We start from the raw sequence: 19,468 nt of genomic DNA, 5'->3' as shown, positions 1-19,468 counted from the left end.
ACCATGGCGCCACGACGGGCCAGACTCTCGTGATAATCCACCTTCGGATACGTGTCACAGTGCCCCACCGCCACCCGCCGCAGATCAACACCCTCATCCTCGAGGACATCCAACATCCACGCCCCCACCTCACTCTTCACCGCATGCAACACCAAACCCAGCCCGGTCTCCTTCTGCGCCCGAGCCGACGCCCGCAACACCCGCTCCTCAACACCGGACACCCACTCCCGATCAGCCCCGATCTCACCGATCACCCCCGGCCTGACCCCATCAACACCAGTCTTGATGTCCTCCAACAAACACTCCGTCAGCTCCCCCACACTGACCCGATTCATGTCCTGCTCATAAAACGGCTCGCGATACCACCCACAACCCATCACCACATGCACATCCGCCTGCTCGGACACCCACCTCAACACCCCAGGATCACGACCCAACCCACCACTGGTGCACTCCACCACCGCCCCACCACCCACACCCTTAAACGACACCAAATCCCGCACCGCCTCCTCCGGATCGTCCAGTGCGGCGAGGTTCATCTGTCGGCTCACCCGGAACAGATCACAAGCGATGTGTTCGTGTGGCAGGATCCGGCCCAGCTCCGACACCGGCACCGGACCACGAACGGTCTCGACCATGGCTCCCTGTGCCATCGGCCACCAGCCTTTCCGGGGCCTGCGGCCCCGCTCGGGTCGTCCGCGGACGTGCTCAGTAATCGCGTCGACCAGTCAGGATCTGCAGGGGGTTCTCGGTGAAGATCGTCTCGACGACGTCGGGGTGGACTCCCGCGTCGACCAGGTCCGGCCCGACCTGGCCGAACACGTAGGTGTAGCCCGGTCCGCCGCGCCGCTCCCGGTGGAATGGGACGCAGACGTCGTGGGAGAGCAGCAGGCTGGATCCCCAGCCCCGGCGGATCAGTTCGACGGCATTGTTCAGCCGGCGACGCTGCAGCAACGCATCCATCGGCTTGTTGCCGTCGTACATGACCATGGCGCCACGACGGGCCAGACTCTCGTGATAATCCACCTTCGGATACGTGTCACAGTGCCCCACCGCCACCCGCCGCAGATCAACACCCTCATCCTCGAGGACATCCAACATCCACGCCCCCACCTCACTCTTCACCGCATGCAACACCAAACCCAGCCCGGTCTCCTTCTGCGCCCGAGCCGACGCCCGCAACACCCGCTCCTCAACACCGGACACCCACTCCCGATCAGCCCCGATCTCACCGATCACCCCCGGCCTGACCCCATCAACACCAGTCTTGATGTCCTCCAACAAACACTCCGTCAGCTCCCCCACACTGACCCGATTCATGTCCTGCTCATAAAACGGCTCGCGATACCACCCACAACCCATCACCACATGCACATCCGCCTGCTCGGACACCCACCTCAACACCCCAGGATCACGACCCAACCCACCACTGGTGCACTCCACCACCGCCCCACCACCCACACCCTTAAACGACACCAAATCCCGCACCGCCTCCTCCGGATCGTCCAGGCTGAAGACGTCGACGTTGCCGTTGGGCCGCTGCGAGAGGTCGCACACGACGTGTTCGTGCGGCAGGATCCGGCCCAGCTCCGACACCGGCACCGGACCACGAACGGTCTCGACCGTGACGCTCATGGCCGGCTCTAAGCCTTGGCTTCCGACGGGGCGTTCCACAACTCGTCCTGGTCGGCCGGCAGGTTGATCTCGGCGATACCATCCGGCGCGGGGTGGAGTTCTACCTCGGTGACCTGCTGCGCGTCGTCGAGGTTCCAGCCCGGCACCAGCTCACGGACCACCGCCTGCCCGTCGACCAGATCGATGACACCGATGTCGGTGACCAGCCGGGACACACAATGTGGCGCGGTCATCTCCATGCTGAGTTCGTTCACGAACCGGTTCGGGCGCGACAACAACTGCAACGCCACGATCACCTTCTTCGCGCAGAACGCCAGGTCTTGCGCACCACCAACGGAGCCCGCCGGGGCGCCGGGCAGCCAGAAGTTCGCGATATCACCATGGACGCTGACTTGAAACGCGCCGAGCACCGTTTTGTCCAAGTGTCCGCCCCGGATCAGCGCGAACGACTCCGAGTGGTCCATCACCACCATGCCCGGGCGCGGCACAACGGGCTGCATCCCGGCGGTGACCAGGGACGGGTCTACCTCATTTTCGCCGTGTGCGTGCCGGCCGTGGCCGAGCACCCCATGTTCACTGTGGAGCAGAACCTCGGCATCGTCGGCCAGATAGAAGCTGCACAGGGTAGGAATGCCCACGCCAAGGTTGATCACCTCGCCTTCGGCGAAGTCCTGGGTGATCCGTACCGCGATACCCCGTCTGCTGAGGGACCTGCGCTGGTCAACTGTCGTCGTCATCCGCTACTCCTCCGAGTTCCCAGATCCGGCCAGTGCTCTCATTCGACGACCCGCCCGCCGGGGCTCAGGACCACCCGATCGACGTATGGCCCAGGGGTGACGATGTGGTTGGGGTCCAGGTGTCCGAGTGGGACGATCTCCTCGACCTCGACGATGGTGACCCTGGCCGAGCCGGCCATCACCGGATTCAGCGTCCGGGCGCCATTGCGGTACGTCAGGTTTCCGAAGCGATCGGCCTGGTAGGCCGCGATGATGGCGTAGTCCGGCTTCAACGCCGTCTCGAGGATGTGTGGCACACCGTCGAAGTAGCGCACGTCCTTGCCCTTGCCGATCAGCGTCCCCGCGCCCACTGGTGTGTACACGCCGCCCAGACCGACCCGGCCGGCCCGTAGCCGCTCGCACAGACTGCCCTGACCGATGAGTTCGATCTCCACCTCACCCTTGCGGGCCCGCGCCTCGAGCGGGCCCTCATAGTCCGGGTGATTCAACGCGGAGAAGGTCGTGATGGCCTTCTTCACTTGGTCGCATTCCACCAGGTAGGCCGCTGGGTAGAGCTCCTCGAGCTCGGGTACCCCCACCACCTTTTGTCCTTGGGCGTTGCGCCGATACGGCTGGAAGGCAGCCTTACCCCGGCCAGCCTCACACGAGATGATCGTCAAGTCGCTGAGGCTGCGATCGGCAACGGCCTTGATCAGGCTGCTCGGAATGCCGGGCACCCCGTTGAACCCGCCGATCGCGATCATCGCGCCGCTCTCGATGTCGGCCACGGCCTCGGCCGTGGACGCCACCACCTTGTTGATCATGTGTTCACCTTCCGTCGTCGATCAGCGCCGATCCGGTGGTGCTGATCTGGTCATTGGCGGAGACGCCATAGAGCTTCAGGCGGGTGGCACCGGGTGCCGTATCCACCGCCGGGGGAACCGCTTGCACGAAGACGCGGAACGGCTGCCCCACCCGGTCCATCGCGGTATACGACGCGCTGACCTCACGCACGAACGTCCCCGGGCCGCCCCACCGTGCGGCGGCCGCGGCCAGGTACGCGAGCTTCAGCAGGCCATGGGTGATGGTGCCCGGCAGGCCGCGGGACCGGGCGAACTCGTCGTCATAGTGAACCTCGTAGAAGTCGTCCGTGGCGGCCGCGTACCGCACGACGTCCCGGCTCGATGGCAACACCGAGAGGACCTCACGTGCCTCCGGCGGCGGCGCCCCTTGCTGGTCCGGGCGCCGGGCCGGCGGATCCGACCGCGACGTGGTGGCCGGGTGCCGTCGAATGGTGGTGGTGCTGGCCCGGGCGACGGTCTCGAGTGTGTCGCGCCGCCGGTAGGTGGTGGCCAGCTCGTAGAAGTGCAGCTCACCGCTGCGTCCGGTCTTCCGGGTCGCCGACTCGACGACGGTACGACGCTCCAGATCGTCGCCGGGCTCAACCCCGGCCTCCCACCGACACCAGTTCCCGGCGTTCAGCCGGACCGGCGCATCGGGCACACCGAGAGTGGCTGCGTCTACCCGCTGCCCCACCAAGAACGTCGGAGGAACCACCCCGTGTCGGCCGGCTGCGTCCAGCAGATACGGGGTGTCCTGCGGGCCGGCGACCTCAGCGAGCACCCGAGCCCGCCACGGATCGCAGACGAACGGCTCCCACGCAGGTTCGTGATCGATCGGGGTCAGCGGGGCGGCAGTGGTGGTCATCGGTCCTCCCCGGGCGGCCGGCTGGCCGCCCGCAGAGCGTCACGTACCGCCGGGGTGATGGGGTCGGTGAGCTCCTCACCGACATGAGCGACCAAGCCGGCCGTACGGCTCATCAGGGCGAACCCGCGATGTAGTTGCCAAGGGACACCGACGTCGAGGAGCAACGCCGCGGCCGCCCCGGTGACGTTGAGTGGTTGACGCCGGCCGGTGACCGCGGCCGCGTGCTCCACCACCCGCCCCAGGTGGTCGATGTGCGCGCCGCCGACACCCGCGTCGGCGGCGATGGCCAGCAGCTTGTCCGCCCGGGGGTCACCTCCACGGTGCAGGCTGTGCCCAATTCCGGGAATCCGGCCGCCCGCCTCGGTGATCGACCGGATGCGGAGCTCGACGGCGGCGTCGGCCTCGGTTCCGGCTCGGACGTCGTCGGCGATGTCGGCCAGCAACCGGGCGCAGCCCTCCATCGAGCCGAGCAGCCGGCTTCCAGCGCCCAACAACCCAGCGGCGACAGCACCTTGGATGGCCTCCGGCGCGGCCCAGAACGTCAGGCGCGCGGTCAACGCGCTGGGGGTGAGCCCGTGGTCGAGCAGGCTCACCAGCACCGCCTCGACCACGCGCGCCTGCTCCGATGTTGGCCGCCGGCCGGTGACCGCCAGCAGTACTACCTCGGCGAAGCTGGCTCGGCCGAGCAGCTCGTCGACGAGATCGTGTCCCCGGACCCACACCTGTGTCTCGTTCGCGGAGCCGATGCGGGAGGAAACCTCCAGCGGCTGTCGGCCGACCGGCGGATCGGTGTGGCCGTTCATGGCTGCTCCTCGTCGATGGTGACCGGTTCGACGAACGCGAGGGCGTCCAGGACAACCGGGCGTCCCGCGGAGACGACCACGGGATTACATTCGATCTCGACGATCCGCCCGGCGCTGGCCCGCACCAATGAGCCAAGCCCAGCCAGCAACGCGGCAACAGCGTCGGCCAGGGCCGACACGTTCGGCGATGCACCCGTGATCATTTCGGCCGCCCGCAGCCGTTCGAGCTCGACCGCGATGTAGCTGGCATCGAACGGCGGCACCAGCGTGCGCGCATCGTCGAGTTCATTGGCCCAGATCCCGCCGGCGCCTAGGACGGCCCGGGTGCCGAAGATCGGGTCCGCGAGCACCCCGAGAATGAGCTCCGGCCCAGCCTCGACCTGCTGGGCGACGATGACCCGCCGAGCGCCGTGCTCATGGCGCATTCGGGCGAACGTCTCCCGGAGGGTGAGCTCTTCGGTGATACCCGTGACGACGCCCCCCGCTCTGGCCCGGTGGGCGAGAAGCGGCTCGAGCAGCTTGAGCACGACGGGATAACCGATCCGCCGGGCGGCCTCGGCGGCCTCGTCCGGGGTTCGCGCCAGCTCCCTCGCCGGCAGTGGGGTGCCATGCTCGGCCAGCAGCGTCATGGTCTGCCACTCGTCCAGAGCCCACCGTCCTTGCGGGAGCCGACGTGGTTCGATGGGCGGCAACGGCATCGGATCCGACTGGCTGGGTGCCGCCGAGCCACCTGGCGCCAACCGCACCGCTCGGACGCCTCGACGCATCAGGCCCAGACCGCGGAGGGCGCGTGCCGGCTCCGCGCAGACCCGCAAACCCGCCTGGGCCGCCTCGGTGCGGACCCGTTCGGAGACGCCGAGCCACGAGACGAGCAGCGGGGTGCCGATCTGCTCCTGGGCCTGCACCACCGTGCTGATCAACTGGTCACTGAGGTATTCCATGCTGCCCAGGAACAGCAGGATGAGATCGGTGTGTGGATCTTCGTCGAGCACAGCAAGTGTGCGTGGAAGAAGAGTGGGGTCGTTGATGACCTGTGCCGTCATGTCGATCGGGTTGTTCAGCCCGGCGAATCCGGGCAGGGCCTCGGCGAGCGCATCACGGGTGGGGGCGGCGAGGTCGGCCAGCGGGACCCCATAACGCTCGCACGTGTCCACGACGTAGACCCCCGTGCCTCCGGAGTTCGTGGCCACCGCGAGTCCATCGGCCGCCGAATCGAGCGCGAGCGCCCGCGCTACGTCGACCGCTTCGTCGAGAGTGGACAGGCGGGTGACGCCGTACCGGTGGAACAGGGCGTCGAAGGCGGCGTCGTCGCCAGATAGCTGCGCCGTGTGCGAGGCGACCGAGGCGGTGCCCCGCTCGGAGGCACCCGTCTTGATCAGGAAGACGGGTTTACCCGCCGTTCTGAGCGACTCGAGCGCCTGCGCGAGCCCGGAGCCGTCGCGGACCCCCTCCAGGTATCCGATGACGGCGGACGTGTGCTGGTCCGCGGCCAGGTACTCCAGGTAATCGGCGAAGCTGACGCTGGACTCGTTGCCGCTGGTGATCACGTGGGAGAATCGAGCGCCGGCAGCCGCCGCCTCGGCCAGCAGGTTGAACGCCACACCACCGCTCTGTGCCAACAGAGCGATACCACCTGGTTCGATCGCCGGCATCGCCTGCAGGGCGGTGGAGAACGTCGCCACGGAGCCATGGGTGAAGGAAACGAAACCGAGGCAATTGGGTCCCATGAGCGCGAGCTGGTGTTTGGCCGCCGCGTTGTGGAGCCGTTCCTGGCGGGCCATACCTTCGGGTCCGGCCTCGGCGAAGCCGCCGCTGAACACCACCGCTGCCCGGGCGCCTTGTTCACCCGCTTGTTCGACGGTGGCGATGGCGGCCTCCGCGGGCAAGCAGACGATGTACAGCTCGGCGTCGGCGGGTACCGCCTCGACGTTGGGGAACGCGGGGAGGCCCTGGACGGTGCTGTACTTGGGATTCACTGGGTAGATGGCGCCGCGGTATCCCCGGTCGAGGAGCATCCGTACCGGGCGCCCACCGATGCGGTTGGGGTCGTCCGATGCTCCGACGATCGCGATGCCCGCCGGGTTCAGCATGGGTGCGATGCTCGGTGTGCTACTCATCAATGTGCCACCGTGTCCTTTCCGTCGGCTTCGACGTGGTGCTCGGCCGGGGTGGCCAGGCCGAGGGTGTCGAACCGGCGTAGCGGACGCACCCCCAGTCGTTCGCGGACCGCATGGACCACGTCGGAGTGCTGCATGTCTGCGCCGAGGTCCAGACTGGAGGACTCGTAGGGGGCGACCCACCGAGCCAGCCGGCGCCCGGCGGCGGTGAACGTCTGCCCCGTCACATGCCGGCACAGCGGGCTGATCAGGGCGGCGGCTAGCTCCGCGATCAACTCGGGGCCGCTTCGCTCATCAGCGGACCTGCTGCTACGCATCCGCGGGGTCAGACGTGCGGTCATGCGGGTGGCCGCAGCGGGGACGATGCAGTTGACGTTGACGTTGTACTGCCCCATGGCCAACGCGGTGCTGTGGGCGAGACCAACGATGCCGGCCTTAGCCGCCGCGTAGTTCGCCTGGGCCGGGCTGCCCTCCATGCCGGCGGCGGACCCGAGGAGCACGATGCCGCCGGCACCCTGCTGGCGCATCCGTGCCGATGCGAATCGGACGCAGTTGAAGGTGCCCTTCAGATGTACGTCGACCACCGAGTCCCATTCCTGTTCGGTCATGTTGAAGACCATCCGCTCCCGGAGGATGCCGTGACAGGTAACCAGCGCTGCCAACTGACCGAACTCTTGAACGGCGAGCCGCACCAGCTCCTCCGCCGCGCTGAATGAGGACACGTCGTGGTTCGCCCCGACCGCGCGGCCGCCGTTGGCGCGGATCGCCGCGACCACCGCATCGGCTGCACCGTCGCCGGCAGGTTGACCGTCGACGGTGACGCCCAAGTCATTGACGATCACGCCGTAACCTGCTGCTGCGAGCCGTCGTGCTACGGCGGAGCCGATGCCGCCGCCGGCACCGGTGACTATCACGCCGCCGGGGTCTCGCGCCTGTGTCAAGGCCACACTCGCCCCTCCTCATCGCATCCAAGGCCGCGCCCTGCCGAACCAGGTGCCGCGGACAATGGCCCGCGGACTTTCGGCACCAGGGGTTTGACGGCTCGGAACGCGCTGGTCACGGCTCGGAGCCACCATTTGCTGGCTAGAACATTAACCTTGATGTATCACATATGCAAGATCCATCACACCGGCAATATTCCGTCGGCCCGCAGTCGCACCCTTCTGACGCGTGATATATTACCGGTTACGTTCCAGGCGACGGAAGGGGTCGGAATGGGTCGCGGTCACGTGATCGTCATCGGAGGCGGCAATGCCGGGCTGTGTAGCGCACTAGCTGCCCTCGAAGGTGGCGCCAGCGTCACGCTGCTGGAGGTGGCCACAGAAGCTGAACGGGGCGGCAACTCCCGGTTCACGGCCGGCGCCATGCGAGTGGCCTATGACGGAACCGAGGCGATCCAGCAACTCGTACCTGACCTCGGTGCGGAGCAGATGCGGAAGACCGACTTCGGTAGCTACCCGACTGACAAGTTCTTCGACGACCTCTCCAGGGTCACCGAACACCGCTGCGATCCAGACCTCGCCGAGTTGCTCGTTACTCGTAGCTTCGACACCCTCACCTGGATGCGAGACAAGGGCGTTCGATTCCTGCCCATCTACGGCCGACAGGCCTTCGAGGTCAACGGCCGGTTCCGGTTCTGGGGCGGGCTCACCATCGAAGCCAACGGTGGCGGCGAGGGCCTCGTCGGCTACCTGTTCGACGCCTTCGAGAAAGCCGGCGGACAGGTGCTGTACGGACACCGCGCCGTCGGCCTCACCGAATCCCACGGCGCCGTTACCGGCGTCGTCGTACGCGTGAACGGCGAACTCCAGACCCTACCCGCCGACGCCGTCGTCCTCGCCGCCGGCGGCTTCCAGGCCAATACCGAGTGGCGCACACGTTACTTAGGCGCCGGCTGGGAGTTCGCAAAGGTCCGAGGCAGCCGGTTCAACATCGGCGATGGCATTCGGATGGCGTTCGACATCGGCGCCATGTCCTGGGGGCACTGGTCAGGGTGCCACGCCGTCGGCATGGACCTCAACGCCCCGCCACACGGAGATCTCGCCATCGGCGACGGCTACCAGAAGCACAGTTATCCGTTCGGCCTCATGGTCAACGGGCATGGACGTCGCTTCGTGGACGAAGGCGCCGACTTCCGCAACTACACCTATGCCAAGTACGGTCGCGAGATCCTCTACCAGCCGGCCCAGTTCGCCTGGCAGGTATTCGACAGCAAGGTCACCGGACTACTGCGAGACGAGTACCGTATTCGGCAAGTTACCAAGGTCACCGCCGACACACTCGAAGATCTCGCCCGGCGTATGGACGGCGTGGACCCACAACAGTTCGTCGCCACCGTCCATGAGTACAACGACACCGTGGATCAATCGGTTGAATTCAATCCGAATATCAAGGACGGTCGGGGCACCCGCGGCCTCACCATCCCGAAGTCCAACTGGGCCAACACGATCGATACGCCGCCATACGAGGCTTACGGAATTACGTGTGGAATTACTTTCACCTTTGGTGGCCTGAAAATCGACGCCGGCGCACGAGTGCTGGACACGATGGACCGCCCAATTCCCGGCCTCTATGCCTGCGGCGAACTGGTCGGAGGAATCTTCTACTTCAACTATCCAGGGGGCAGCGGCCTAACCGCCGGTGCCGTATTCGGCCGCATCGCCGGCACCAGCGCAGCCGAAGACCACGCGGTGACGCGGGCAGCCCTGGCCAAGGGAGCCTAACCACCCGCACAGCCACCTGCCGCAGCGGCGGCCCGAGAGAGGAGCACCAGCCCATGGGGCAGCACGACGAGCCGAAACTCTTGACGTCCACCCAGGACGGCGTCCGAGTACTCACCCTCAACCGCCCGCGAGCCCGCAACGCCCTCGACTCCGAGCTACTCCAATCGCTGTTCCAAGCGCTCGACGAAGCAGCGACGGATCCCGACGTCGGCGCGGTGCTGCTCACCGGCACCGGCCCGGCCTTCTGTGCGGGCTTCGACATGAAGGAAGCGATGAGTCGGCCCCGGCCGGAGCAGTTCTGGGACCGCTACACGGGTTCGCGCTCAGGCGACCGCATCTACAACATACTGCCGCTTCTGCCCAAGCCGGTGATCACCGCGGTCAACGGCTTCGCCGTGGGTGCCGGGGCAGCCATCGCGATCTCGTCCGACATCGTGCTCGCCGCGGACTCGGCCAAACTCGGCTATCCGGAGGTCAACCACGGCATCGTGGCAGCCACCGCGGCGGTGAGCCTGAGCCGCACCGTGGGCCGGCTACAGGCACTGGAACTTCTCCTCACCGGCCGGATGCTCGAAGCCACCGAAGCACAGGCGCTCGGGCTGGTCACCCGGGTAGTGCCGGCGGCGGAGTTGGCCGATCAGGCGCTGGCACTTGCCACGGAGTTGGCCGCGAAACCACCGGTAGCCATGCGGATGACCAAGGAGATGTTCCGGCACGTACAAGAGATGGACTACGACCGCGCCCTCGAGTACGCCCGCGACGTCGGGCAGCTCACCCGCGAGGCACCGGCCCCGCGCCCGTCCGAACACTGACGCCGGTCACCTCGGACTGTGCTGATACGTCCGCGCTCCGTCCTGCTCCTCGACCAGCTGGCGGACGCGGGCGGAGGCCCGTTCCATGTGTGCGTGCATCGCCGCGGCCGCCGCCTCCGGATCACCCGCGGCGATGCCCTCCGCCACCGTCTTGTGGCCCTGGGCGGACTCCTCGAGCCGGCCCGGCTGGCTCAAGTTGCGGAAGCGCAGCAGGCGCACCCGACCATCGAGCACACCCAGCGCATCTCGCAGACCCTCACTGCCGGCCATGGCGACCAGGGCGTCCCGACGCGCCTCGAGCAACGCGACGTAGCCGCTGACATCGCCCTGACGAGCGACCTCCTCCAGATCCGCGATGGAGGTGAGGAAGTCGGTCCGAGCCTCCGGACTGCCACGTTCGGCAGCCCACGCCGCCATCAGTGGTTCGAGTGCACCCTTGATGTCATATACGTCGGCGATCTCTTGTGGGCTGATCTCCCGGACGAAGACCCCCACCCGCGGCGTGATCACCACCAGCCCTTCAGTGCTCAGCTGCCAGAGGGCATCACGCACCGGAGTGCGGCTCACCCCGAACCGGCTGGCCAGAGTGTCGATGGACAACCGTTCACCCAATCCGAGCCGACCCTCATGGATCAAGCCCCGAATCTCCTCGGCGACCGCATCCTTGGCCGACTGAATACGTAACGCGGATTCCGAATCTCTCTTCATGACATGACCCTTATACCGAGCCGCAGCCGGCTCTCCTCCTTGTTGACATTGCCCGAACACCTAGATTCAGGTGTTATGTACTCCAGATGTAGACGTATACTCCGGAAGCTTCCATACGGACTGTTTGCAGACAAACTCGCGAATTCAATGGACGACAATTTCCGATAACCCCCACCGTCGATATTCAAGGATAATACACGGCTAACCATTAACCGTGGTGTGCAACCGCTCGGCAAAATGACAAGCGGTTCGTCCTCCACGGCCCAGCCGATCGACCAGTGCCGGCTCATCTTCGGCGCATCGGTCGGCGGCCTTCCAACATCGGGTGCGAAACCGGCACGCGCTCGGTGGGTGCGCTGGATCCGGGACGTCGCCCTCGAGCACGATCTCGGACTCCGTGCCTCGCAACCTCGGATCGGTCGAGGGCACGGCGCTGAGCAATGCCTGGGTATAGGGGTGTCCGGGGTGGTCCAGAACATCCGCCCCCGCCTCGACGATCTTGCCGAGGTACATGACGCCGACCGCGTCGCTGACCGATCTCACCACCGATACGTCGTGTGAGATCAGCAGGTACGCGAGGCCGAGCTCTTGTTGGATGTCCATCAACACGTTGATGATCTGGGCTTGGATCGAGACGTCGAGTGCGGAAATCGGCTCGTCTAACACCAGGATACGCGGCCGCAGCGCCAGGGCCCGGGCGATGCCGATGCGCTGACGTTGGCCACCGGAGAACTGATGTGGGTAACGATAGACGTAGTCGGGGTTGAGGCCGACCAACTCCAGCAGTTCCTCGGCCACCCGCGGCGGCCGGGCGATCCCCTGGACTCGCAACGGCTCCTCGACGATGTCCCGCACCCGCATCCGCGGATTCAAGGATGCATAGGGGTCCTGAAAGACGATCTGCACATTGCGTCGCACCTGCCGCAACTGGCGGCGGTTCGCGGTGGCGAGGTCGATGTCGCCAAACCAGATGTGTCCCGCCGTCGGACGGTTCAGCCCCACCAGCGAACGCGCCACACTCGATTTGCCACAGCCGGACTCACCGACAAGGGCGAACGTCTGCCCCGCCGTCAGCGAGAAGCTGACTCCGTCGACTGCTCGGATCGTCTCGCCAGGCCGGGCCCGCCCAGCCTGGAAGTGCACCTGAAGATCTTCGACCCGGACCAGTTCAGTGGGAGGAGACATCGACCTCACCTTCCGCGTGGATCGGGCCGACCTCGGACCAGAAGTGACAAGCGGACAGGTGCTCATCGGTGTCGGCGGGCCGTAGCGTCGGCGGCTCGTCCGTGCAACGCTGCCGCTCGGCCCACAAGCTGCATCTCGGTGCGAACGAACATCCCGGTGGCAGCGCCGCCGGATCGGGCGGCAGACCGGGGATCGGCAGCATCCGCTGGCGCCGCCCGGCGGGAGCATTGCTGGGGAAACTGCGTAGCAGACCCAACGTGTATGGGTGACGGGGCCGCAGGAAGACGTCCTCCACCGCCCCCGACTCGACCACCCGGCCCGCGTACATGACCACGACGCGATGCGCCATCTGAGCGATGAGACCCATGTCATGAGTGATCAGCACGATACTGATGCCCGTGCTCTGCTGGACCTCCCGCAGGATGCGCATGATCTGCGCCTGGATGGTGACGTCCAGCGCGGTGGTTGGTTCGTCGGCGATGAGCAGACGGGGGTTGTTGCTCATCGCCATCGCGATCATCACCCGTTGCCGCATCCCGCCGGAGAGCTGATGTGGGTACTGATGGACCCGTTCGTGTGGCGCGGATACCCCCACCGCCTCCAGCAGCTCGACGGCCCGCTGCCGAGCCTGCCGCCGCACGGCGCGAGACGGGCGCCGTACGTGGCCCAGAATCGCCTCCACGATCTGCGCACCCACGGTGTGGACCGGATTGAGGGACGTCATGGGATCTTGAAAGATCATCGACACGTCGACGCCGCGGACCGCGCGCAATTCTCGGCGCCCCATGCCGATGATCTCGCGGCCGCCCACCAGAACCTCACCGGACACGATCCGACCCGGAGGCTGCGGGATAAGCCCCAGCATGGACATCGCCGACACACTCTTACCCGAGCCGGACTCGCCGACGATGCCGACCGTCTCCCCCGCCCGGACGTCATAACTCACATCGGTGACCGCGGCCACGGTGCCGCGCGCGGTGTCGAAGACCGTCGTGAGATTGCGCACCTGCAAGAAGACGTCAGACGCCGGCATAGCGGCCGGACGGGCGGCGGGACGAGCGAGTTCGGTCATGTCTTCCCCTTCCTCCAACCAGGCCGATCAGCCGACCGGACGTTCGGGTGTACGTGGGTCGAGGATGTCGCGCAAGCCGTCGCCGATCAGGTTGAAGGCCACGATGGCCGAGAAGATGGCCAGGCCGGCGACGATGGAGTACAGCGGGACACTTTGCAGGTAGAGCATGCCGTCGCGGAGCATGCCGCCCCAGGTGGCCGTCGGCGGCGCCACCCCCAGGCCGAGGAAACTGAGCCCTGCTTCGATGCGGATCGTGGTGCCGGCGGTCAGGCAGCCGATGATCAACATTTGCGACCGCAGGTTCGGCCAGATGTGGCGACGCATGACCCACAGCGACCTACCACCGAAGGCGATGCTGCCCTGCACGAATTCGCGTTGCCGATACGACAGGGTGGGACTGTGGGACAGGCGGGCGAAGGTGGGCACGAAACCGATGGCGATGGCGATGCTCATGTTCACCACACCCGAGCCGAACAGAGCGACGAACAGCAGCGCGAGGATGATCCCGGGAATGGACAGCATGACGTCCACCACCCACATGATGGCCGTTTCGACCCATCCGCCGAAGTAACCGGCGGCGATCCCCAACGGGATGCCAACCACCAGCGCCATGGACACCGCGAGCAGGCCGACCGCCAACGAAACCCGAGCGCCGTGCATCAGCCGGGACAGGATGTCACGGCCGTATTGGTCGAGCCCGAGCAGATGTTCGCCGCTGGGCCCTTCCAGCGCCCGCGCCACGTTCTGGGCGTGCGGGTCGTAGGGCGCCAGCTGACCTGGCATGAGCGCGACCACGACGAGGATCAGCAGGATGCAGTACCCCGCGACCGCCATCGGGCTGCCGCAATACTTCCTGGCCGCGCGCGCCACCGAACGCCGGCGGGTGGGGGTCCTGGACGGGTGGGACTCGATGGTAGTCATGGAAGCAGCCTCACTTCACACGGATCCGTGGGTCGATAAGCCGGTAGACGATCTCGAGCAACGAGTTGACGACGACGATGACGGCGGCGACCACGATCACGGCGCCCTGAACCATCGTGTAATCCCGGGCCAACATCGCGTCGACCATGAGTGTGCCGAGACCCGGCCGGGCGAACACGGTCTCGATCAGCACCGCGTCTCCGATGAGAACGATGAAGAACAAACCACCAAGCGAGGCGATCGGCAGTGAGGCCGGCTGTAGTGCGTGCCTGATCAAGACCCGGAACTCGCTGATGCCTTTGGCTCGGGCCGTCCGGACATGATCCTCGTCGAGAACCTCCAGCATTAGGCCACGGGTCACCCTCGCGACATAGGCCGTACCAACGATGCCGAGGGCGAGCGCCGGAAGGATGAGCTGTGACAGGTTCTGCAGCGGATCGCTCAGGGGCGCCGCGCCGCTGGTGGGCAAGCCGACCCGCAACGCCACCAGGAAGATCAGGAGCACCCCGATGTAGTACGACGGGAACGACAACAACGTCAGCGAGAGCACCCTGCCGATGTAGTCCGGCGCTCGGTTCCGGTACGCGGCGGTGAAGACACCGAGCAACACCCCACCTACCATGCCGATGGCCATACCCGCGATGGCCAGTTCGAGTGTGTGCGGGAGGACAGCCATGATGGACGCGGTGACCGGGCGATCACTGACCAGAGAGTTCCCGAGGCTGCCGGTGGCGAGTTGACCGAGGAATCGGCCGTACTGCACGATCAATGGCTCTTCAAGGCCGAGCTTCTCGTTCACGGCCGCGATATCGACGGGCGACGCGTCGGCCCCGAGCAGAGCTGTGGCCGGCCCACCAGGGACCATTCGGACACCGAAGAACACCGCTGATGCGACGACGAATACGGTGAGAACCAGCCTCACAAGAAGACGCGGTAGGTAGCGGGGCACGCCGTCTCTCCTCGGGTCTCGCGGCCTCAGTGCCGTCCGGCGCAGCCTCTCGCCCGGTGCTGGGGCCTACACGTCTGACCGGCTGGTGACTAGCCGATCGAGGGCTCGGTCTCGTACTCCACCCCTGCCCTAGAGGCCGCGCCTCTTGGCGAGGTATGAACACTGTGGGTGATAGATATATCAGATGTCAAGTGTCAGGTGCCAGCATCGCCCAACTGCGTTGACAAGACCGGCCCCGAGCCGCCGCCCAGCCCCAACACAACAAGCCCGGCCCGCATCGAGCGGGCCGGGCTATGTCACGCAGCCTTCCGGTGGACGGATCGCTGCCGCCACTGATCACGACGGAGGCAAAGGGGACGTGCGGAGAGTTCAGATAAGGCGCCCCCGGCAGGATTCGAACCTGCGGCCAACTGCTTAGAAGGCAGCTGCTCTATCCGCTGAGCTACGGGGGCCGATCATCCGCCCGCGGCGGCCGCACAATCATATCCGGTCGCTTCCCGCGCCCCAGTATCCCCGGTGATCGTCGCCCATTTTCCGCCCCCAGCCCCAGTGATCGTTGCTCATTTTCCGCCCTCAGCCCCAGTGATCGTTGCCGGGATCATGTCGCCAGAGCGACTCGATCTTGACTTTGATCACCAATGGGAAGCGACACAATCCCGGCAATGATCACGGACCGAGGGGGCGACTTCTTATTTACTAACAAGTCGGGCGTGTCGGGCGCCATCACAATAGAGATCGTTTTACTGTCGAACCGACGAACACGCCTGCTATCTCGGCTATGCGGGAGCTTCGTTCGGCAGCCCAGCACGTTTGGGGCCCACCGTGACGTTGTGGGCCCATCGCGTCGTGACGTTCACCCTCGGAAGGGCAGGAGACGATGAGATTCTCCGCGCCACTGCTCGGCGGCCTCGTCGTCGTAGTGATCGCCCTGAGTATGGCCAACAAGGGTTCCGCCGACGAGCCCGACACCCAGGCCGCCGGACCACAGAGCAGCGAAACCGATGCCGAGACGCCGATGGGCCGCACCGGCGGCAGCGTAGCCGCACTCGGCATCCGCGGCGACGGCGTCACGCTCACCTTCGACGATGGCCCTCATCCGACCCATACCCCTCAAGTCCTCGATCTGCTAGCCGAACGGCGGACGAGGGCCATCTTCTGCCTCGTCGGCGGCCAGGTACGCCAACACCCGGAACTCGTCCAGCGCATCGTTGCCGACGGCCATGTGCTGTGCAACCACACCGAGAGCCATGATCCCAACCTGGCCGCCCGGCCGCCGGACGAGATCAGCCAGGAGATCGCCACCACCTCCGAGGCGATCTCCGAGGCCGCTCCCGGAGCCGAAGCCAGGTACTTCCGGCAACCGGCCAGGCATGTGACGCCGGAGGTGGCACCGATCGCCGAAGAACATGGGCTCGCCATTCTCGACTGGACGGTCGACTCGCAGGATTGGAAGAAACCGGGCGCCGCCGCCATCACGGATGTCATTGCCGAGGCGCTTCACCCGGGGGCGGTCATACTTCTTCACGATGGTGGTGGCGACCGGTCACAGACCGTCGACGCCCTGCCGGACATCCTGGACGCCATCCAGAACGCCGGCTACCGGGTCGCCATCACCCCGCCCCTTCCATGAGTCGACGGGGCTTCGTCGGTCATTCCACCCGAGAGAGCTCCACCTCCACGAACCGCGGCCGGTAGATGGTCACGTCGTCATACAGTTCGCTCGAGTCCAGGCTGTTGACGTTGTAAGTGACGATCAGCGTGTTGCCGCGTCGCTGCTCCGGGTGTTCATGTGCGTTGTAGGTGATGGTGTTCCCACCCGTCTCCGGCGTCTGGTATAGCGTGCCAACCGGGACGAAAGGTCCCCACGGCGTGCAGCTGACATAACCCACGATGTTGCTACTGAAGAGTTCGTTGGTGTCTTGGGTGACGAGCAAGTAGCCGCCCTGGAAGCGGGTCACACTGTACTCATTGGCCACCCCAGGCATGATCGCGACCGAGTCGGTCTCATGCGACGACCATCCACTACCGGTCCAGTACTCCCACTCCGCCGTCACGTCGGTGCCCCGAACCCGGGCGAGATGCATGTGTTTGGTCGCGCCTTGGTCGTCCACGCCGTACACGTAGGTATGCCGACCGTCGCGCTGGATCCACGACGCCCATTGCACACCCGCGTCGGACGGCATGGGCACGACGTCCTGGACCTCGAAGGTCCACGGGTCGAATCGCACCAGCTTGTTGGCCTGCCACTCGAAGTCCCACATCCCCGAGCCAAAGGTGCCGAACTGGAGGAACATCACGTCGAACGAGCGAGGTGTGGCGATACCGGCGCCGAGCCAGTTCCACGTGTTCGGCTGGTCCGGCGGAACGAGCGAATCGGGCTCGGCCGGGGTCCCACCAGTGACGGTTGTCAACGAGCCACCGCGCTGCACGACGAATGAGTTGTTCAGGAACGGGGTCTCGATTGGTCGCGTCAAATCCGGATTCACTGGGCCCAGGAAGGTGTCCGAGAACATCCAGACGGTCCGCCCACCTGGCAAGCGTACGGAGTAGGTGCTGTCGCCGCCGGTCCATCCTGCTCCAGAGTTGCCGTACTCCTCGAAGAGGGCGGTCCGGTCCGGCTCAACCTGAGAGCTCACCTCCCAGTCCGCGTCTACGACACCACAGGTACCCGGATTGGAGGCTGCCGCGGCGCCACCGACGGGCACCAGCACCGCGGTGAGGGCGGCGGTGGCCAGCAGGATCGTCGGAACTCGGGGCAGGCGAAACGGGCGCATCTGACCTCCTGGATATCAACGGACGAGAGTTAGCTAGTGATTAGATCACTTGATCTCTAATCTGTCGAGAGGTCGGCGATCAGCCGACCTGGCTGGGCACTAGACTCTCCTCACCCTCACTGCATTCCGGCCGCTGGTCAGCACGCTCCGAGCCGCCCACGAGCCGGGGCTCTCGATCAGGAGACAACGTGCCCGGACGTCGTCATTCCGCGCGTGGCCGCCGCGCTACCCGGCGACCTGACACTCGGGCAACCCCCACCTCGGTCGGCGAAATCGCCGTCTACGGCGTCTTGGCGGTGGTCGTCGCCGCCCCACTCCTCGTCGCCGCCGGCCAGCCGTGGTGGATCGCGGCGGGAGCCGGCGCCGGCGGATTGGCACTCATCGGCCTCCTAGCCCTGGTCGCGCGCCGAGCGGGCCGACCGCACCGCGCCCCGGCAGCACCGTCCGACGACCTCGCCCACTCTGCTCCGGACCAGCCCACGGCACCCCCGATTCCCGCCGATGGGCCCGGCACCGACCCACACCACCAAGCCGTCCGGCCAGCCGAAGACGATGCCCAGCTACCCCCTAACGCGCGCCCGTCGAGCGCCCGGCACGCCGGCGCGCGGCGGCGCCGACACGCACGATGACCCCGCAGCCCGTAAGGTGGGCGCCGTGAACAACGACCGACTCGTGTGGATCGACTGCGAGATGACCGGCCTCGACCTCACCCAGGACGCACTCATCGAGGTGGCGGTCCTTGTCACCGACGGTGAGCTCAACGTGCTCGGCGACGGAGTCGACGTCGTCATCAGGCCACCTGACGACGCCATCGCCCAGATGGGCGACGTCGTCCGCACAATGCACACCACCAGCGGCCTGCTCGACCAGTTGCCCACTGGTGTCACCATGGACGAAGCCTGCCGGTTGAGCCTGGACTACATCAAGACGTATGTCCCCGAACCCGCCAAGGCGCCCCTGGCCGGGAACACCGTCCATATGGACCGGCTGTTCCTCGCCCGCGACCTGCCCGAACTCGAGAGCTGGCTGCACTACCGCAACGTCGATGTGTCGTCCATCAAAGAACTGGTCCGCCGCTGGTACCCACGGGTCTACTTCTCCAGTCCCGAGAAGACGGGCAACCACCGAGCACTCGGCGACATCCAGGACTCCATCAACGAACTCCGCTACTACCGGCGCACCGTGTTCGTCCCGTTGCCCGGCCCCGATACCGACACCGCCAGGTCTGCCGCAGCCACCGTGCTCAGCCAGCCGGAAGACGGCCCGGAGCAGCCAGTTCGCGAGATGTGACGAGCGGCTCACCCGGACGTGTCGAGCACACCGCCGGACACCGTATACTTGTCCAG

General features: G+C 66.3%; 19 protein-coding genes and 1 tRNA gene. 5 read left to right on the top strand and 15 right to left on the bottom strand.

Annotated features, from left to right (window positions below):
• From G8760_RS17040 to G8760_RS17005, 8 genes are all read right to left on the bottom strand, one after another.
• Positions 1 to 638: phosphotriesterase family protein (locus G8760_RS17040; protein WP_246222585.1), on the bottom strand; the 638-nt coding region annotated here is incomplete at its 3' end.
• A gap of 70 nt (positions 639 to 708) precedes the next feature.
• Positions 709 to 1,635 (bottom strand): phosphotriesterase family protein, encoded by a 927-nt coding sequence (locus G8760_RS17035; RefSeq protein ID WP_166353286.1) that lies wholly within the window; start codon positions 1,633 to 1,635, stop codon positions 709 to 711.
• A gap of 8 nt (positions 1,636 to 1,643) precedes the next feature.
• The gene (locus G8760_RS17030) at positions 1,644 to 2,372 is read right to left on the bottom strand and encodes a CoA-transferase (protein WP_166353284.1); all 729 of its coding nucleotides are present in this window, start codon (positions 2,370 to 2,372) and stop codon (positions 1,644 to 1,646) included.
• A 38-nt stretch (positions 2,373 to 2,410) separates the two neighbouring features.
• On the bottom strand, positions 2,411 to 3,175 hold the full coding sequence (locus G8760_RS17025) for a CoA transferase subunit A (protein WP_166353282.1): 765 nt from the start codon (positions 3,173 to 3,175) through the stop codon (positions 2,411 to 2,413).
• A 4-nt stretch (positions 3,176 to 3,179) separates the two neighbouring features.
• Complete coding sequence (locus tag G8760_RS17020) at positions 3,180 to 4,058, bottom strand: MaoC/PaaZ C-terminal domain-containing protein (RefSeq protein WP_166353280.1); 879 nt, start codon at positions 4,056 to 4,058, stop codon at positions 3,180 to 3,182.
• A complete protein-coding gene (locus tag G8760_RS17015; protein WP_166353278.1) occupies positions 4,055 to 4,861 on the bottom strand; it encodes a citryl-CoA lyase in 807 nt (268 codons plus the stop codon). The genes G8760_RS17020 and G8760_RS17015 overlap by 4 nt, the downstream gene beginning before the upstream one ends.
• A complete protein-coding gene (locus tag G8760_RS17010; RefSeq protein WP_166353276.1) occupies positions 4,858 to 6,978 on the bottom strand; it encodes an acetate--CoA ligase family protein in 2,121 nt (706 codons plus the stop codon). Before G8760_RS17010 ends, G8760_RS17015 begins: the two co-directional genes overlap by 4 nt.
• The gene (locus G8760_RS17005) at positions 6,978 to 7,925 is read right to left on the bottom strand and encodes an SDR family NAD(P)-dependent oxidoreductase (RefSeq protein WP_166353274.1); all 948 of its coding nucleotides are present in this window, start codon (positions 7,923 to 7,925) and stop codon (positions 6,978 to 6,980) included. The genes G8760_RS17010 and G8760_RS17005 overlap by 1 nt, the downstream gene beginning before the upstream one ends.
• A gap of 267 nt (positions 7,926 to 8,192) precedes the next feature.
• Here G8760_RS17005 and tcuA point away from each other — a divergent pair, with 267 nt between their 5' ends.
• Together tcuA and G8760_RS16995 are read left to right on the top strand one after the other, a co-directional pair.
• Positions 8,193 to 9,701 (top strand): FAD-dependent tricarballylate dehydrogenase TcuA, encoded by a 1,509-nt coding sequence (tcuA, locus tag G8760_RS17000; RefSeq protein WP_166353272.1) that lies wholly within the window; start codon positions 8,193 to 8,195, stop codon positions 9,699 to 9,701.
• Between the two features lie 53 nt (positions 9,702 to 9,754).
• On the top strand, positions 9,755 to 10,513 hold the full coding sequence (locus G8760_RS16995) for an enoyl-CoA hydratase/isomerase family protein (RefSeq protein ID WP_166353270.1): 759 nt from the start codon (positions 9,755 to 9,757) through the stop codon (positions 10,511 to 10,513).
• Between the two features lie 6 nt (positions 10,514 to 10,519).
• Here G8760_RS16995 and G8760_RS16990 read toward each other — a convergent pair whose 3' ends face one another.
• The 6 genes from G8760_RS16990 to G8760_RS16965 form a co-directional block, all read right to left on the bottom strand.
• Positions 10,520 to 11,221: a GntR family transcriptional regulator gene (locus G8760_RS16990; protein ID WP_166353268.1), complete on the bottom strand. Its 702-nt coding sequence runs from the start codon at positions 11,219 to 11,221 to the stop codon at positions 10,520 to 10,522.
• A 201-nt stretch (positions 11,222 to 11,422) separates the two neighbouring features.
• On the bottom strand, positions 11,423 to 12,406 hold the full coding sequence (locus G8760_RS16985; RefSeq protein WP_166353266.1) for an ABC transporter ATP-binding protein: 984 nt from the start codon (positions 12,404 to 12,406) through the stop codon (positions 11,423 to 11,425).
• Complete coding sequence (locus tag G8760_RS16980; RefSeq protein ID WP_246222584.1) at positions 12,390 to 13,478, bottom strand: ABC transporter ATP-binding protein; 1,089 nt, start codon at positions 13,476 to 13,478, stop codon at positions 12,390 to 12,392. The genes G8760_RS16985 and G8760_RS16980 overlap by 17 nt, the downstream gene beginning before the upstream one ends.
• Positions 13,479 to 13,505: 27 nt before the next feature.
• Positions 13,506 to 14,399 carry an ABC transporter permease gene (locus G8760_RS16975; protein ID WP_166353264.1) on the bottom strand — a complete coding sequence of 298 codons (894 nt, stop codon included), beginning with the start codon at positions 14,397 to 14,399 and terminating at the stop codon, positions 13,506 to 13,508.
• Between the two features lie 10 nt (positions 14,400 to 14,409).
• A complete protein-coding gene (locus tag G8760_RS16970; RefSeq protein ID WP_281355163.1) occupies positions 14,410 to 15,348 on the bottom strand; it encodes an ABC transporter permease in 939 nt (312 codons plus the stop codon).
• 379 nt (positions 15,349 to 15,727) lie between these two features.
• Positions 15,728 to 15,800, bottom strand: a tRNA-Arg gene (locus tag G8760_RS16965).
• Between the two features lie 425 nt (positions 15,801 to 16,225).
• On the opposite strand from G8760_RS16965, the gene G8760_RS16960 reads away from it, so the two are divergent.
• Entirely contained in the window at positions 16,226 to 16,978 is a 753-nt protein-coding gene (locus G8760_RS16960) for a polysaccharide deacetylase family protein (protein WP_166353262.1), read from the top strand.
• A gap of 19 nt (positions 16,979 to 16,997) precedes the next feature.
• Here the strand turns inward: G8760_RS16960 and G8760_RS16955 are convergent, their stop codons facing one another.
• On the bottom strand, positions 16,998 to 18,122 hold the full coding sequence (locus G8760_RS16955; RefSeq protein ID WP_166353260.1) for a DUF4185 domain-containing protein: 1,125 nt from the start codon (positions 18,120 to 18,122) through the stop codon (positions 16,998 to 17,000).
• Positions 18,123 to 18,310: 188 nt separating this feature from the next.
• Here G8760_RS16955 and G8760_RS16950 point away from each other — a divergent pair, with 188 nt between their 5' ends.
• Both G8760_RS16950 and orn read left to right on the top strand, forming a co-directional pair.
• Positions 18,311 to 18,751 (top strand): hypothetical protein, encoded by a 441-nt coding sequence (locus G8760_RS16950; RefSeq protein WP_166353258.1) that lies wholly within the window; start codon positions 18,311 to 18,313, stop codon positions 18,749 to 18,751.
• A 25-nt stretch (positions 18,752 to 18,776) separates the two neighbouring features.
• A complete protein-coding gene (gene orn, locus G8760_RS16945) occupies positions 18,777 to 19,412 on the top strand; it encodes an oligoribonuclease (RefSeq protein ID WP_246222583.1) in 636 nt (211 codons plus the stop codon).
• Positions 19,413 to 19,468 lie beyond the last annotated feature (56 nt).

This window comes from Phytoactinopolyspora limicola, assembly GCF_011320225.1.
Classification (GTDB): Bacteria; Actinomycetota; Actinomycetes; order Jiangellales; family Jiangellaceae; genus Phytoactinopolyspora; species Phytoactinopolyspora limicola.
This window is presented reverse-complemented; position numbering and strand designations above follow the sequence as displayed.